Here is a 13,203-nt window from a genome sequence, read left to right as displayed (position 1 = left end):
TCGCGGAAGCGGAACGTAAAGCCAGTCCCAACGGCCTGAGCATAATACGGTTTCGCGTAAATTGCCTACGGCGATTCGCACTTTTCACCGGCCGCGCCGAGGCTCACGGCCTGGGCGTCTCCAGTCTGAACCGGCCGGCCCCGCCCTGGCCGAGCGGCTTTTCGAGCTCGGGTAGAATTGTCTTCAACTCACCGGCCAGCGTCCACGGCGGATTGACGATCAGGAGGCCGGTGGAGGCGAGGGGGCCGCCCGGCTCATGCGGCGCAACGCTGAATTCAAGCCGCAGACATTTCCCGGCCGGCCTGCTGGCCGCGGCAGCGCCTGCGACGAGCCGTGCCAGCGTGTCGGTGGCGCGCCGGCTCTTCACCGGATACCAGATCAGATAGCTGCCGGTCGGCCACTTCGCGTAGGCTTCGGCGAATCCGCCGGCCAGCCGCTCGAATTCGTCCTTTTGCTCGAACGCGGGGTCGATCAGCACCAGACCGCGCCGCTCGTTGGGAGGCACGAAGGCCGGCAATGCCGTCCAGCCGTCGAGGTCGACCACCCGCGCCTGGCTGTCGCGGCGCAGTGCATCGATCAGTTGCCTGCGGGCATTGGGCTCGATTTCACAGGCCGTGAGGCGGTCCTGCGGCCGCAGCAGAGCGCGGGCGATCAGGGGCGATCCGGGATAGGCTTCCAGCTTGGCGGGGGCGTTGAATGCCCTGATGATATCGAGATAGGGGGTCACCAGCGGCAGCGCGCTTTCCGAGAACCGCGCCTGCATTACCCGCGCAATGCCGGTCAGCCATTCGCCGCCGCGGCGCGCCTCCTCAGCGTTAAGATCATAGCGCCCGGCGCCGGCATGGGTGTCGATGACGCGAAACGGGGCCTGCTTTTCCTGCAGATAGGTCAGCATGCGTACCAACACGATGTGCTTGATGACATCGGCAAAGCCGCCGGCGTGAAAGGCGTGTCGGTAGTTCATGGCAATCGGCCGACCAATTGGAGAAGACGTATTGTCTTCTACTCGTCGGGGCCGGGCTTGTCCTCCTTCGCGAAACGCTTCGGAGGACCAGGGCTGAAAACCCGGCTAAGCCTTGGGAGGGGTCCTGCTTCGCAACGCCTCAGGATCAGGGCCAAAATGCCGACGACGTTTTGGTGCAGATAGGTCCCGGCCATCCACGTGTCTTGCAGATGACGATAAGCCGTGGATGACCGGGAACGCAGACAACTTCGAGCAGTCTGCGCAAAGCGGGCCGCCATGCCTGGCATGGCGGTAAGCGGGTCTTCAGCCGCCCCGTACCGGCGGCATCACCACCTCGTCACGCCGGCAGGCGCGGCGGTCGATCTCGTCGCAGGCGCGGAATTGCATGTCCTTGTTCAGGCAGATCCGCACCTCGCTCAGGCGCCGGCTCGAGCAGGTCACCGAAATCGCCGAACTGCTCAAGCCCGGGTTGATCTTGATGAAGGCCTCTTCGAGATCGCCGGGGGCGATGGTCTTCTGCTCCGACAATTGCAGGAATTCCTCGGGAATCTTTACCGCCGCGCGCGCTTTCCGGGTGGTCTCGAAATAGGCTCGCGCGCCAAGGCCCGAACAGGTGCCGTGTTTGTCCCACTCGTTGAAGATCAGGCCGGGCGCCGGCATCAGGTCCAGCATCGAGGTCATGATGTTGCGATCGAGCCGCGGCGAGGGCCGCTGGCAATATTCGGGAAAGCCGCGCTCATATTGCGGCCACAGGCCGTGAACCACGAAGGAATAGGGGCGGCTGCACTGGGCCTGTGAGCGCCCGCTATTGCCACGCTCAGCCGCCGCCTCGCAGAAGGAGGGCGACCAGGAAAGAGCCAGGACATAAAAATCGAATTCGCCCGGCGCGTTCTGCCGGCGGTCCTGTGCGGACGCCGTCCCGGCCAAGACGACAACAAGAGCCAGCGAAATCAGAAGCCGCGAAATAATGATGGACCGGTGCATCGAACGCCCCCTCTACTCGACTACCGGGAGCCTAGCAGGGAGGCGGAACATTTCAAGAACAAAATTGAATTGACCCCAGAATCGGCCCGAGCCAGCCGGATCGCTTGCCGGATTTCAGGGCGATCAGGGCCGTGCGGCCCGGCAGCCGGGGCTGTAGGCCCAGTTGCGGTCAAGCCCGGTCACGCACCATTCGACGCCCTGGCCGAAGCCGGCAAAGCCGCCATCCTCGATGATCGAGTAGTGCACGGTGCGCATCTTGCCGTCGCTCAGCATCACATCGCCACTGCAATAACGGCGCGGAATGTTGTCGGACTGCCAGGGCCGAAACGCGGTTTCATGGATTCGGCCAAAGCCGGTGATCGTCAGCGCCGAATTCCAGAACTTGCCCTCCTTCTCCCGGAATTGGTACGTGATGGTCGACAGCGCCCGCTCGCATTCGGCGACGCGGCCGTCATACTTCGGGCCTGACAGCCAGAAATTCAATTCCAAGGGATTGGCGGCCTGGGCGGCATGGCTGGAGGCCAGCAAGGCGAGTACCGCCGTCATCGGGCCAAGTGCTCTGGGACCGAGTGCTCTCAAGGATTTGAACAAATCGCGCATGGGGAATCCGCCGGTAAGCCAACGCATGGGACGGTGCCGCGAAGCCCTGACAAGGTCAAGTGCAGCACGGCAACACCTGACAGCCAAGTCCGCCTCGTGCCGCAACCATTCTTTTCATGGCCACCGGCGCACACTATGGTGGGCTTCGAGCGAAATGGAGTCTGCGATGCGAAGAATTGTGGCCGCGAGCCTGATTGCCATGGGCGGAATGCTGGCGGGCGCGCCGGCGCAGGCGCAGTGGTGGGACATCGATACGGTACCGCCGTTCAAGGGCAATGACACCGGCGGCATCATCGCCTATCAGCTCGCGATGCAGGCCGACGCCCGCCAACTCGCCGTCGATCACTGCGCCCGCTACGGCAAGGTGGTGAAATTCCTCGGCGCGCAGCCCAATTACGGCGGCTACGTTTCCTTTGCCTGCCGCTGGGTGCCCTATGGCGCCGCTGAGCGGCCGCTGCGCACGCTTTACTGAGCGCTGCCGCTACCTGTTTTCCGGCTGGACATGTTTTCGCCACGCGGAGCGTGTGTTCACTTCGCGCGAAGACGAATGCCATGGAAGAATTCAGCGGGGGCCTACCTATGAGACGATTGCTTCTTGTGTCTTGCTCGGCCGTTGGTGTGCTTGCTCTGTTGTCGGCGAGCAGCGCTATCGCCGTGGAGCTGCCGATGCGCAAGGCCGGCCTATGGGAGATGAAGGTGCTGAGCACAGGCGCGCCGGTGCCTGAGATGACGATGCAGCAATGCACCGACGAGACCACCGACAAGGACATGAGCACCGCGTTCTCGCCGATGGCCAAGGAGATGTGCTCGAAGCAGGATATCCAGAAGACGGCGGCGGGGTATGTCACCGATTCCGTCTGCGGCATCGCCGGCATGACGATCAAGTCGCATGCCGAGATTACCGGCGACTTCAATTCCGCCTATACCGTGAAATCGACCTCGCGCAGCGAGGGTGGCCCGGCCGGTGGGGGGCGCGACAACACCACGACGATCGAGGCCAAATGGCTTGGCGCCTGCAAGAGCGATCAGAAGCCCGGTGACACCATGATGCCCGGCGGCATGAAAATGAACATCAAGGACATGGAAAAGCTGAAGTCCATGATGCCGAAGAAGTAAGCGAGCTACTTCGCCCAACTACACCGGCACCCTTACCGCCGCCCGCAATCCGCCCATCGGGCTGTCGCCGAGCGTGATGTCGCCGCCGTGCGAGCGGGCGATGTCGCGGGCAATGGCGAGGCCGAGGCCCGTGCCGCCTTCGTCCTGGTTACGGGCGTCGTCGAGCCGCAGGAACGGCTTGAACACTTCCTCGCGCATGTTGACCGGAATGCCCGGCCCGTCGTCGTCGACCGTCACCGTCAGATAGCGGTGATCGCGGTGGCCGGTGATGGCGACCGTGTTGGCGTGTCGCGCCGCATTGGAAACCAGGTTGGCGATGCAGCGCTTGAACGAGGCCGGCTTCACCGTCACCACCGGCAGGCCGTGGAACGTCACGGTTGCGGTATGGCCGTGGCGTTCGGCGTCGCTGCGCAACTCCTCCAGCGCCATCGCCATGTCGGTCGGCTGCGCGATCTCGCCGCTGTCGCCGCGCGCGAAGGCGAGATAGGCCTCCAGCATGCCGGCCATCTCGTCGACGTCCTTGCGCATGCCGTCGACTTCGGGACTGTCGCCGATCAGCGCCAGTTCGAGCTTGAAGCGGGTCAGGATGGTGCGCAAATCGTGGCTGACGCCGGCCAGCATCGCGGTGCGCTGATCGATCGAGCGTTCGACGCGGGCCTTCATCTCCAGGAATGCCTGTGCCGCTTGCCGCACCTCCCGCGCGCCGCGCGGACGGAAATTCGGCACCTCGCGGCCCTTGCCGAAACTTTCGGCGGCGTCCGCCAGCCGCAGGATCGGCCTGATCTGGTTGCGCAGGAACAACACCGCGACGATCAGCAGGATCGAGGATGTGCCGAGCATCCAGAAGATAAAAATCTCCGAATTGGAGGCATAGGCGGCGCTGCGCTGCGCGAACACCCGCATCACGGCATCGTCGAGCTGGATGCGGATTTCAACCAGATTGGACTTGCCGACGGTATCGATCCAGAACGGGCGGCGAATCTGGCGGCCGATCTGCGACGATAGGGTCTGGTCGAGCAGCGAGAAGAACGGCTTTGGCCCCGGCTGCGGCATGTCGTCGACAGGCAGGAAATCGACGACCAATTGCAGCCGCTGTCCGATGCGGCGGAGCTGCGCACGGTCCTTGTCCTGCGGAAATGCCTTGTAGATGTCGATCAGGCTGGCGATGTCCTGCACGACGGCTGCCGACAGGCGCCGCGTCACCGTGTTCCAGTGCCGCTCCATGAACACGAACGCCACGACCGTTTGCAGGATCACCATCGGAACGATCATGATCAGGAGCGCGCGGGCGTAGAGGCCGGTCGGCATCCAGCTCTTGAACGCATTGCCCATCCAGCCATTGGCCCTGGAGACGCGTTGCGACGCGTTGCGGATGAACGTCAGGCCGGTGTCGAGCGTGCTCATGAGCTGGCTCAGGGCGACGCAACCAGGCGATAGCCGATGCCGCGCGCCGCCTGCAGGAACAGCGGATTGGCGGGATCGCGCTCGATCTTGCGCCGCAGCCGGTTGATCTGCACGTCGACCGCGCGCTCGTTCACCGTGCCGCCGCCGGTCAGCGCCGCACGCGGCACCGTTTCGCCGGGACTGGCGGCCAGGATGCGGAGCATTTCGCGCTCGCGGTCGGTCAGGTGAACGATCTCCTCGCCCTGGCGCAGTTCGCCACGATCGAGATGAAAAATGTAAGGGCCGAACGCGATCTGCTCCAGCGCCTCCACCGGCGGCGGCGCGGAGCGCTTGAGGATATTGCCGATCCTTAAGATCAGCTCGCGCGGCTCGAATGGCTTCGCCACATAGTCGTCGGCGCCGATCTGCAGGCCCTCGATCCGCGCCTCCGCCTCGTGGCGCGCCGTCAGCATGATGATCGGCACCGAGGAGGAGGTGCGAATGAACCGCGCCAGCTCGAACCCGGTTTCACCGGGCATCATGACGTCGAGGATCAGAAGGTCGAAATGCAGGCCGAGCAGTTTTGCGCGCGCATCGCTCGCGCTCGAGGCGGTGGTGACGCGGTAGCCCTCGCCGGTCAGAAACCGCGACAACAGATCGCGGATACGGCGGTCGTCGTCGACCAAGAGCAGATGCGGGGCGTCATCAGCCAGTTGCCGCGGCGCGCGCGTGGTGGCTGCAGCGATGGTTGCTCCTTGCGGCACGATCACTCCCTTGGCTTCTTGCTGCCGATCCCGAAGATCGCCTCCAACACCTTGTCGGGGTCGTCGCGATCGATCATCGCGCGCAGGAACTCGCTGATCGCAGCGACGCCTTCGGGATTGATGTCCCGGAGCGCGCGGGTGATGCGATCGGTCTGCAGCCCTGCGAGCTTTGCCACCAACGCTTCGCCCTTCGGGGTGGCGTAAAGAAGGCGCTGCCGGCGGTCGTTATTGCCGGTCTTCTGGATGATGTAGCCTTCGTCGAGCAACTGCTTGAGCACCCGGCCAAGCGACTGCTTGGTGATCCGCAACACGTCCAGGAGGTCGGCGACCTTGAGGCCGGGGTAGCGGTAGACGAAATGCATCACGCGGTGATGGGCGCGGCCGAACCCGAAAGCCTCGAGCTCATGGTCGGCGTCGCCGACGAAGTCGCGATAGGCGAAAAACAGCAGCTCGATAATGTCCCAGCGAAATTCGCCAGCCCGCGGGGCAGGGCTGGCGGCCTCCTGCGAATCGGAGGCTACGGAGCCCTTTGAGAAATTTATGTCAGTCATGTTGACATATCTTGGGTTCAATGTTACAAAACTGCCAGCCACGACGAAACTTTAGGTCGTTTCGAACCTGGTGACGTGTCAGGCAGCCGGAAAAAGCCAGCAATGGCGGCAACGGCCGCAAATGGATTACCGTGCGATTGTCGAGCGGCATTTCGGCAAACATACTGGACTTCGGCATCCCGCAAAAGCATGTCCTCGACCGACATGACGGCGACGGAAGCCGGCCGCAAGGCCGGTGATGGTGAAGTCCAGACCTGTGAAGGCCCGGAAGACGCATGCCGGCGCCAACAATATGGGCGCCGAATTCCAATAGCGGGAAGCAAGGGCGAAGGGGAATGAGTTTGAAATTCGAAATCCGGCCTGCGGCGAATCCAACTCCTGAGAGGGAGCGCGCGGCCAAGCTCGTGGACCCGGGCTTCGGCCGGATTTTCACCGATCACATGGCCATCGTCCGTTACGATCAGGCGAACGGCTGGCATGACGCGCGTGTCGAATCCCGCGCGAATTTTCCGCTCGATCCGGCCACGGCCGTCCTGCACTACGCCCAGGAGATTTTCGAAGGCCTCAAGGCCTACAAGCGCGACAACGGCGTGAACCTGTTCCGCCCCGACGCCAACGCGAGGCGCTTTAACAGTTCGGCTGAGCGCATGGCCATGGCGCCGCTGCCCGAAGCTATCTTCATCGAAGCGGTCGAACAGCTCGTGCGCATCGATAGCGCCTGGATACCTGGCGGCGAGGGCAGCCTCTATTTGCGGCCCTTCATGATCGCGAGCGAGATATTCCTCGGCGTGAAGCCATCGGCGGAATACATCTTCGCCGTCATCGCCTCGCCGGTCGGCTCCTATTTCAAGGGCGGACCTGCGCCGGTGTCGATCTGGGTGTCGGAGAATTATACGCGTGCCGCGATCGGCGGCACCGGGGCCGTCAAATGCGGCGGCAATTATGCCGCGAGCCTGCGCGCGCAGGCCGAGGCCATCGAGCACGGCTGCGACCAAGTCGTTTTCCTCGACGCGATCGAACGCCGCTACATCGAGGAACTCGGCGGCATGAACGTCTTCTTCGTGTTCGACGACGGCTCGCTCTCGACACCGCCGCTCGGCACGATCCTGCCGGGCATCACCCGCGATTCGATCATCGCGCTGGCGAAGGATTCCGGCACCCGCGTGCGCGAGGAGGCCTACACCATCGACCAGTGGCGCGCCGATGCCGCCAGCGGAAAGCTGAAAGAGGCGTTCGCCTGCGGCACTGCGGCCGTCATCTCGCCGATCGGCAAGGTGTGTTCGGCGAGCGGCGATTTTCAGATCAGCGGCGGCGTAGCCGGCCCTGTCGCCATGGGGCTGCGCAAGAAGCTCGTGGACATTCAGTACGGTCGCGCAGCGGATCCGCACGACTGGATCAGAAAAGTCCTGTGACCGGCGGCGGAATTACGCCGCCGCTTAAGCGATAGATCACTTCAAGCGCTCGGTAGCGCGCGCCTCGTCGAGTCGCGCGAGGCTGACGCGCGGCTCATTGAAACAGCGCCAATCCGGGAGGCGACCATGGGAGTTTCGTTCGACAAGATCGATGGCGTCATCTGGTACGACGGCAGGCTGGTGCCGTGGGCTGATGCGAATGTTCACATCCTGACCCATGGCCTGCACTATGCGAGCTGCGTGTTCGAGGGCGAGCGCGCCTATGGCGGCAAGGTCTTCAAGAGCACCGAGCATTCCGAGCGGCTGAAGGCCTCGGCCAATATTCTGGATTTCGAGATTCCCTATTCGGTCGCCGAGATCGACGCCGCCAAGCAATTGGTCATCGACAAGAACAATCTGCCCGATGCCTATCTGCGCCCGATCGCCTGGCGCGGTTCGGAGATGATGGGTGTTTCGGCGCCGACCAACTCCATCCATCTCGCCATCGCTGCCTGGGATTGGCCGAGCTATTTCGATCCGGCGGAGAAGCTGAAGGGCATCCGGATGTGCATGGCCGAATACCGGCGGCCCGATCCGGCGACGATCCCGGCGATGGCCAAGGCGTCCGGCCTCTACATGATCTGCACCATCAGCAAGCACAAGGCGGAGCGCGCCGGCTATGCCGACGCCATGATGCTGGACTGGCAGGGCCGGGTGGCCGAATGCACCGGCGCCAACATCTTCTTCGTCAAGGACGGCAAGATCCATACGCCGATCGCCGACTGCTTCCTCGCCGGCATCACCCGCGCCATCGCGATCGACCTCGCCAGGCGTCGCGGCCTCGAGGTGATCGAGCGCCGCATCATGCCGGAGGAACTCGATAGCTTCACCGAGTGCTTCATCACCGGCACCGCCGCCGAAGTAACGCCGGTCTCCGAGATCGCGCAGTGGAAGTTCACGCCCGGCAAGATCTCCGAGCAGTTGATGGCGGACTACAGCGCCGAAGTGCAGCCAAAGGGCAAGGCCGTGGCGGCGTGAGGCCGAGCTTCGTCCCTCGGTGGATCTCTTTTTACCCTGCCCTGGAGGGGGAGGGTCGGCTCACATTGAGCGCAGCGAAATGTGAGACGGGGTGGGGTGATCTCTCCGCTCGGCCACTGTTGGACGCGGAGGGATACCCCTCATCCGGCGCCAAAGCCGATGCGAGGCATCGGCGTTTCTAAGAGACGGCGGCCATAGGCCGCCTATGCCACCTTCTCCCACAAGGGGAGAAGGGAAGAAGGCCCTGGTTGCCCTGCCGCGCCTCGGCTGGTACCTAGCCGCCATGGCTGAAAAACCCAAAAAACCGCAGAAACTGAGGGCGCGGCTGCCGCGCGGGCTCGAAGACCGTGGTCCGGCCGCGATCGCGGCCACGCGCCAGATGGTCGAGAAAATCCGCGAGGTCTACGAGCGCTACGGTTTTGAGCCGGTGGAAACGCCGGCGATGGAGTTCACCGATGCGCTCGGCAAATTCCTGCCCGACCAGGACCGGCCGAACGAGGGCGTGTTCTCGTTCCAGGACGACGACGAGCAGTGGATCTCGCTGCGCTACGATCTGACCGCGCCGCTGGCGCGCTATGTAGCCGAGAATTTCGACGCGCTGCCCAAACCCTATCGCAGCTACCGCGCGGGCTACGTCTATCGCAACGAGAAGCCAGGCCCCGGCCGCTTTCGCCAGTTCATGCAGTTCGATGCCGATACTGTGGGCTCCGCCTCGCCGGCAGCGGACGCCGAGATGTGCATGATGGCTGCGGACACGATGGAAGCGCTGGGCATTCCGCGCGGCAGCTATCTGGTGAAGGTGAATAACCGCAAGGTGCTGGACGGCGTGCGCGATGCGCTAGGCATTGCCGATGACGGACAATGGCTGACGGTGATGCGCGCGATCGACAAGCTCGATCGGCTCGGCATTTCCGGCGTGCAGCAATTGTTGGGCGAGGGGCGCAAGGACGAGTCGGGTGACTTCACCAAGGGTGCCGGCCTCAAGGCGGAGGACATCGCATTGGTGATCGGTGCGATCGAACAAGGCGCGCAGATCGATGCGCGGCTGCGCGACAGCAAGGTCGGACAGGAAGGTCGCGACGAACTCGATGCGATCAGCAAGCTGGTGACGGCGTCGGGCTATGGGGCGGATCAAATCGTGATCGATCCATCCGTCGTCCGTGGCCTCGAATATTACACCGGTCCGGTCTACGAGGTCGAACTCACCCTCGAAACCAAGGACGAAAAAGGCCGCCCCGTCCGCTTCGGCTCGGTCGGTGGCGGCGGCCGTTATGACGGACTCGTCTCGCGCTTCCGCGGCGAGCCGGTACCGGCGACGGGCTTTTCGATCGGCGTGTCGCGGTTGCAGGCGGCGCTGACGATGCTGGGCAAGCTCGATACGCGGCCCGACTTCGGACCGGTCGTGGTCACCGTGTTCGACCGCGATCGTGTCGCCGACTACCAGAAAATGGTCGCGCAGTTGCGCAACGCCAATATCCGCGCCGAGCTCTATCTCGGCAACCCGAAGAACATGGGCAACCAGCTTAAATATGCCGACCGTCGCAACTCGCCCTGCGTCATCATCCAGGGTTCGGATGAGAAGGCGCGCGGCGAAATCCAGATCAAGGATCTGATCGAGGGCGCCAAGGCGGCGGCTGCGATCGCGTCCAACCAGGAATGGCGCGAAACTCGTCCGGCGCAGTTTTCCTGCGCGGAGGGCGAGATCGTCGCTAAAGTGCGCGAGGTGCTGGCGCGCCATGATGTGAAGTGGGGATAGCCATTCGTTCCAGGCGTCATGCCCGGGCTTGTCCCGGGCATCCACGTCTTGTTTGATAGAAGAGGTCGTGGATGGCCGGCACAAGTCGGTCATCACGAAAACAAAAAGGGAGAGACGAGAATGCCTGAGATCACCATCAGCATGGCCGCCGGCCGTACCGAAGAACAGAAAGTCGGCATGATGCGCGACATCACCCAGGCACTGGTGAAGAATCTTGGCGTCGATGCGGAAGCTGTCGTGATCCAGATCAACGAGGCGCCGCTCACCCACAAGATGAAGGGCGGCAAGACTTTTGTGGAGCGCGCTGCAGCGGCGAAGAAGTGACCTGAAAGGTCATCCCGGGGCGCGCGAAGCGCGAACCCGGGATCTCGAGATTCTCTGGGGCGCAAGGGCGCCCCATAGTTCGCTTCGCGCCCCGGAATGACAGGGCAAATCCATGGACGCACGCGACTTCATCAAGATCGGCATGTGCGCCGAGCGGACGCTGGTCGTGCCGCCCGAGCGCACGGTCGGGCATTTCGTGCCTGATATGCCGATGGTCTACGCGACGCCGATGATGATCCTGGAAATGGAGATGACCTCGAGCGACGCCATCCGCAGCCATCTTCAGCCGGGCTGGATCACGGTTGGCACCGAGGTCGATATCCGCCATCTCGGCGCATCGCTGGTCGGCGCGACGGTGCGCGTCACGGCAAAGGTCGTAGCCGTCGAGCGCCGCGTGATCCGCTTCGAGGTCGAAGCCTTCGAAGGCGAGCGCAGAATAGGCGACGGCCGCCACGCCCGCGGGCTCGTCAATGCGGAGACGTTCACGAAGAGGCTTGCCGGAAAGTAGCCGCTGACCCGTAGGGTGGGCAAAGGCGCGGAGCGCCGTGCCCACCATCCGGCACCGTGCTCGCAATGGTGGGCACGGCGCAAGTGCGCCTTTGCCCACCCTACGATTCCTACGATTCCGCTACTTCGCCAATTCCTTCGAGCGCTTCGTTGCCGCGGCGATCGCGCGGATCATCAGTGGCTGCAGGCCGTCTTTGGCCATCAGCACTTCCAGCGCTGCCGCCGTGGTGCCGCCGGGCGAGGTGACGTTCTGGCGCAGCGTGGCCGAAGCAAGGTCCGAGCGGTGCAGCAATTCGCCGGAGCCGGCGACGGTTTCGCGCGCGAGCTTCGTTGCAAGCTCCGCCGGCAGGCCGGCCTCGACGCCGGCGCGCGCGAGCTCTTCGGCGAGCAGGAACACGTAGGCCGGGCCGGAGCCGGACACGGCGGTCACCGCATCCATCAGGCTTTCGTCCTCGACCCATTCGACCGAGCCGGTGGCGCGCAGCAGCGCGTCGGCCGTGGCGCGTTGCGCGGCGCTGACATTTTTCGCCGCGACCGCAACCGTGATGCCGCGGCCGATCGCGGCCGGCGTGTTCGGCATCGCGCGAACCACCATGCCGCCGCAGACTTCTTCAAGCGCCGCAATCGTCGTGCCCGCCATGATCGAGACGACGAGCGTGTTCGCTCCGACGAGGGACTTCAGCGCCGGCCCCGCTTCGCGGAACGTCTGCGGCTTCACCGCCATCACCAGCGTATCGACTGTAACCGCCTCCTTCGGATTGAGGCGGATGCCTTGGGCCGCCAGCGCGCCGATCTCAGCGGACGGCTGCGGCTCGATCACGATCACGCGGCTTGCGTCGAGCCCGCCGGCCAGCCAGCCGGTCAGCATCGCGCCGCCCATCTTGCCCGCGCCGGCCAGCGCAATGGTGCCGCGGAGATTTTGGAGTGTGTTGGTATTCACGGTGTCACCATGAATTCTGCCGTCGTCCCTGCGAAGGCAGGGACCCATAACCACCGGCGGTTTTAGTAAAGCTCGGAAGGGGCCACAAGCAGTTTGCTTGAGCCTGGCGGTCACGGAGTATGGGGGTCCCTGCTTTTCGCAGGGACGACACTGTGCGTGTGGAAGCGGCGGGGCCTACGCCTCACCCTCGGTATCGAACATCGCCGCGGTCATCGCCTCCTCCGCGCTCTTTCCGGCCCAGACCACGAACTGGAACGCGGGGTAGTAGCGCTCGCAGGCGTGGATGGCGCCGGCCAGCATGACCTCGCATTGCGCGGTCGAGGCGGTCAGCCCGCCCGGCAGCAACAGCGCTTGCCGGTACATGATCATGCCGGTGTGGGTCCAGATGTCGAAATGGCCGACCCATAATTGTTCGTTGATCGCCGCGATCAGCCGCTGCACTTCTGCGCGGCGTGCGGGGGGAATCTTCATGTCGAAGGCGGAGGCCAGGTGCAGCGCCTCGATCTCCGCCATCCAGGTGAAGGAGAGCTGATAGTCGGTCCAGTTCCCCTTGGAGACGATCGTGACTTCGTCTTCGCCGGAGCGCTCGAACGCCCAGTTGTTTTCGGCGGCGATGTCCTCGACGGCCGCGAGCGGGTTGTTCCGGGAATCAATAATGCTTTCGAGGAGGGACATGCCGTCTCGACCCTGTTTCTTGAATTCTTCTGATACGCACGCGGAGCACGGCGCGCGTTGAACCGATGCGGCTGCGCCGACTGCAATCCCCCGTTCGCGGATCATCCCGGGGCTTGCCGAGATCAAGTGATGTGATTTGCGGAATCCGCGCAACTCACCCCTGAGTCCGTCCACAGGCCAAACCGGCGTCGTCCACAGGTGTTCGGGGCT

15 protein-coding genes are annotated in these 13,203 nt (G+C 63.9%); 7 read left to right on the top strand and 8 right to left on the bottom strand.

Going from position 1 to position 13,203, the window contains the following annotated elements:
• Positions 1-103: 103 nt before the first annotated feature.
• From V1292_RS02615 to V1292_RS02605, 3 genes are all read right to left on the bottom strand, one after another.
• On the bottom strand, positions 104-964 hold the full coding sequence (locus V1292_RS02615) for a 23S rRNA (adenine(2030)-N(6))-methyltransferase RlmJ (protein ID WP_334370187.1): 861 nt from the start codon (positions 962-964) through the stop codon (positions 104-106).
• 303 nt (positions 965-1,267) lie between these two features.
• The gene (locus tag V1292_RS02610) at positions 1,268-1,948 is read right to left on the bottom strand and encodes a ribonuclease T2 (RefSeq protein WP_334370186.1); all 681 of its coding nucleotides are present in this window, start codon (positions 1,946-1,948) and stop codon (positions 1,268-1,270) included.
• Positions 1,949-2,071: 123 nt separating this feature from the next.
• Complete coding sequence (locus V1292_RS02605) at positions 2,072-2,548, bottom strand: hypothetical protein (RefSeq protein ID WP_334370185.1); 477 nt, start codon at positions 2,546-2,548, stop codon at positions 2,072-2,074.
• Positions 2,549-2,714: 166 nt separating this feature from the next.
• On the opposite strand from V1292_RS02605, the gene V1292_RS02600 reads away from it, so the two are divergent.
• Together V1292_RS02600 and V1292_RS02595 are read left to right on the top strand one after the other, a co-directional pair.
• The gene (locus V1292_RS02600) at positions 2,715-3,020 is read left to right on the top strand and encodes a hypothetical protein (protein ID WP_334370184.1); all 306 of its coding nucleotides are present in this window, start codon (positions 2,715-2,717) and stop codon (positions 3,018-3,020) included.
• Positions 3,021-3,127: 107 nt separating this feature from the next.
• A complete protein-coding gene (locus V1292_RS02595) occupies positions 3,128-3,664 on the top strand; it encodes a DUF3617 domain-containing protein (RefSeq protein WP_334370183.1) in 537 nt (178 codons plus the stop codon).
• A gap of 18 nt (positions 3,665-3,682) precedes the next feature.
• On the opposite strand, the gene V1292_RS02590 is transcribed toward V1292_RS02595, so the two are convergent.
• From V1292_RS02590 to V1292_RS02580, 3 genes are read right to left on the bottom strand one after another with little or no spacing between them, the layout of a single operon-like run.
• Positions 3,683-5,068, bottom strand: coding sequence for an ATP-binding protein (locus V1292_RS02590; RefSeq protein ID WP_334370182.1), 1,386 nt, complete (start codon positions 5,066-5,068; stop codon positions 3,683-3,685).
• Between the two features lie 8 nt (positions 5,069-5,076).
• Positions 5,077-5,817, bottom strand: coding sequence for a response regulator transcription factor (locus V1292_RS02585; protein ID WP_334370181.1), 741 nt, complete (start codon positions 5,815-5,817; stop codon positions 5,077-5,079).
• Positions 5,814-6,362: a MarR family winged helix-turn-helix transcriptional regulator gene (locus V1292_RS02580; RefSeq protein ID WP_334366777.1), complete on the bottom strand. Its 549-nt coding sequence runs from the start codon at positions 6,360-6,362 to the stop codon at positions 5,814-5,816. The genes V1292_RS02585 and V1292_RS02580 overlap by 4 nt, the downstream gene beginning before the upstream one ends.
• 335 nt (positions 6,363-6,697) lie before the next feature.
• Here V1292_RS02580 and V1292_RS02575 point away from each other — a divergent pair, with 335 nt between their 5' ends.
• From V1292_RS02575 to V1292_RS02555, 5 genes are all read left to right on the top strand, one after another.
• On the top strand, positions 6,698-7,774 hold the full coding sequence (locus V1292_RS02575) for a branched-chain amino acid aminotransferase (RefSeq protein WP_334370180.1): 1,077 nt from the start codon (positions 6,698-6,700) through the stop codon (positions 7,772-7,774).
• A gap of 126 nt (positions 7,775-7,900) precedes the next feature.
• Positions 7,901-8,791, top strand: coding sequence for a branched-chain amino acid aminotransferase (locus tag V1292_RS02570; protein WP_334370179.1), 891 nt, complete (start codon positions 7,901-7,903; stop codon positions 8,789-8,791).
• Between the two features lie 283 nt (positions 8,792-9,074).
• Complete coding sequence (hisS, locus tag V1292_RS02565) at positions 9,075-10,547, top strand: histidine--tRNA ligase (protein ID WP_334370178.1); 1,473 nt, start codon at positions 9,075-9,077, stop codon at positions 10,545-10,547.
• A gap of 120 nt (positions 10,548-10,667) precedes the next feature.
• Positions 10,668-10,871 (top strand): tautomerase family protein, encoded by a 204-nt coding sequence (locus V1292_RS02560; protein WP_171710092.1) that lies wholly within the window; start codon positions 10,668-10,670, stop codon positions 10,869-10,871.
• A 112-nt stretch (positions 10,872-10,983) separates the two neighbouring features.
• Positions 10,984-11,379 (top strand): thioesterase family protein, encoded by a 396-nt coding sequence (locus tag V1292_RS02555; protein ID WP_334370177.1) that lies wholly within the window; start codon positions 10,984-10,986, stop codon positions 11,377-11,379.
• Between the two features lie 120 nt (positions 11,380-11,499).
• Here the strand turns inward: V1292_RS02555 and proC are convergent, their stop codons facing one another.
• Together proC and V1292_RS02545 are read right to left on the bottom strand one after the other, a co-directional pair.
• Positions 11,500-12,366: a pyrroline-5-carboxylate reductase gene (gene proC / locus V1292_RS02550; protein WP_334370176.1), complete on the bottom strand. Its 867-nt coding sequence runs from the start codon at positions 12,364-12,366 to the stop codon at positions 11,500-11,502.
• A 126-nt stretch (positions 12,367-12,492) separates the two neighbouring features.
• Positions 12,493-12,993, bottom strand: coding sequence for a YbjN domain-containing protein (locus tag V1292_RS02545; protein WP_334370175.1), 501 nt, complete (start codon positions 12,991-12,993; stop codon positions 12,493-12,495).
• Positions 12,994-13,203 lie beyond the last annotated feature (210 nt).

The sequence above is a fragment of the Bradyrhizobium sp. AZCC 1719 genome (genome assembly GCF_036924525.1).
In the GTDB taxonomy this organism is placed as follows: Bacteria; Pseudomonadota; Alphaproteobacteria; order Rhizobiales; family Xanthobacteraceae; genus Bradyrhizobium.
This window is presented reverse-complemented; position numbering and strand designations above follow the sequence as displayed.

Coding starts and splice junctions, on each gene's coding strand:
- V1292_RS02615 (WP_334370187.1), bottom strand. CDS start 964: ATGAACTACCGACACGCCTTTCACGCCGGCGGCTTTGCCGATGTCATC.
- V1292_RS02610 (WP_334370186.1), bottom strand. CDS start 1,948: ATGCACCGGTCCATCATTATTTCGCGGCTTCTGATTTCGCTGGCTCTT.
- V1292_RS02605 (WP_334370185.1), bottom strand. CDS start 2,548: ATGCGCGATTTGTTCAAATCCTTGAGAGCACTCGGTCCCAGAGCACTT.
- V1292_RS02600 (WP_334370184.1), top strand. CDS start 2,715: ATGCGAAGAATTGTGGCCGCGAGCCTGATTGCCATGGGCGGAATGCTG.
- V1292_RS02595 (WP_334370183.1), top strand. CDS start 3,128: ATGAGACGATTGCTTCTTGTGTCTTGCTCGGCCGTTGGTGTGCTTGCT.
- V1292_RS02590 (WP_334370182.1), bottom strand. CDS start 5,068: ATGAGCACGCTCGACACCGGCCTGACGTTCATCCGCAACGCGTCGCAA.
- V1292_RS02580 (WP_334366777.1), bottom strand. CDS start 6,362: ATGACTGACATAAATTTCTCAAAGGGCTCCGTAGCCTCCGATTCGCAG.
- V1292_RS02575 (WP_334370180.1), top strand. CDS start 6,698: ATGAGTTTGAAATTCGAAATCCGGCCTGCGGCGAATCCAACTCCTGAG.
- V1292_RS02570 (WP_334370179.1), top strand. CDS start 7,901: ATGGGAGTTTCGTTCGACAAGATCGATGGCGTCATCTGGTACGACGGC.
- hisS (WP_334370178.1), top strand. CDS start 9,075: ATGGCTGAAAAACCCAAAAAACCGCAGAAACTGAGGGCGCGGCTGCCG.
- V1292_RS02560 (WP_171710092.1), top strand. CDS start 10,668: ATGCCTGAGATCACCATCAGCATGGCCGCCGGCCGTACCGAAGAACAG.
- V1292_RS02555 (WP_334370177.1), top strand. CDS start 10,984: ATGGACGCACGCGACTTCATCAAGATCGGCATGTGCGCCGAGCGGACG.
- proC (WP_334370176.1), bottom strand. CDS start 12,366: ATGGGTCCCTGCCTTCGCAGGGACGACGGCAGAATTCATGGTGACACC.
- V1292_RS02545 (WP_334370175.1), bottom strand. CDS start 12,993: ATGTCCCTCCTCGAAAGCATTATTGATTCCCGGAACAACCCGCTCGCG.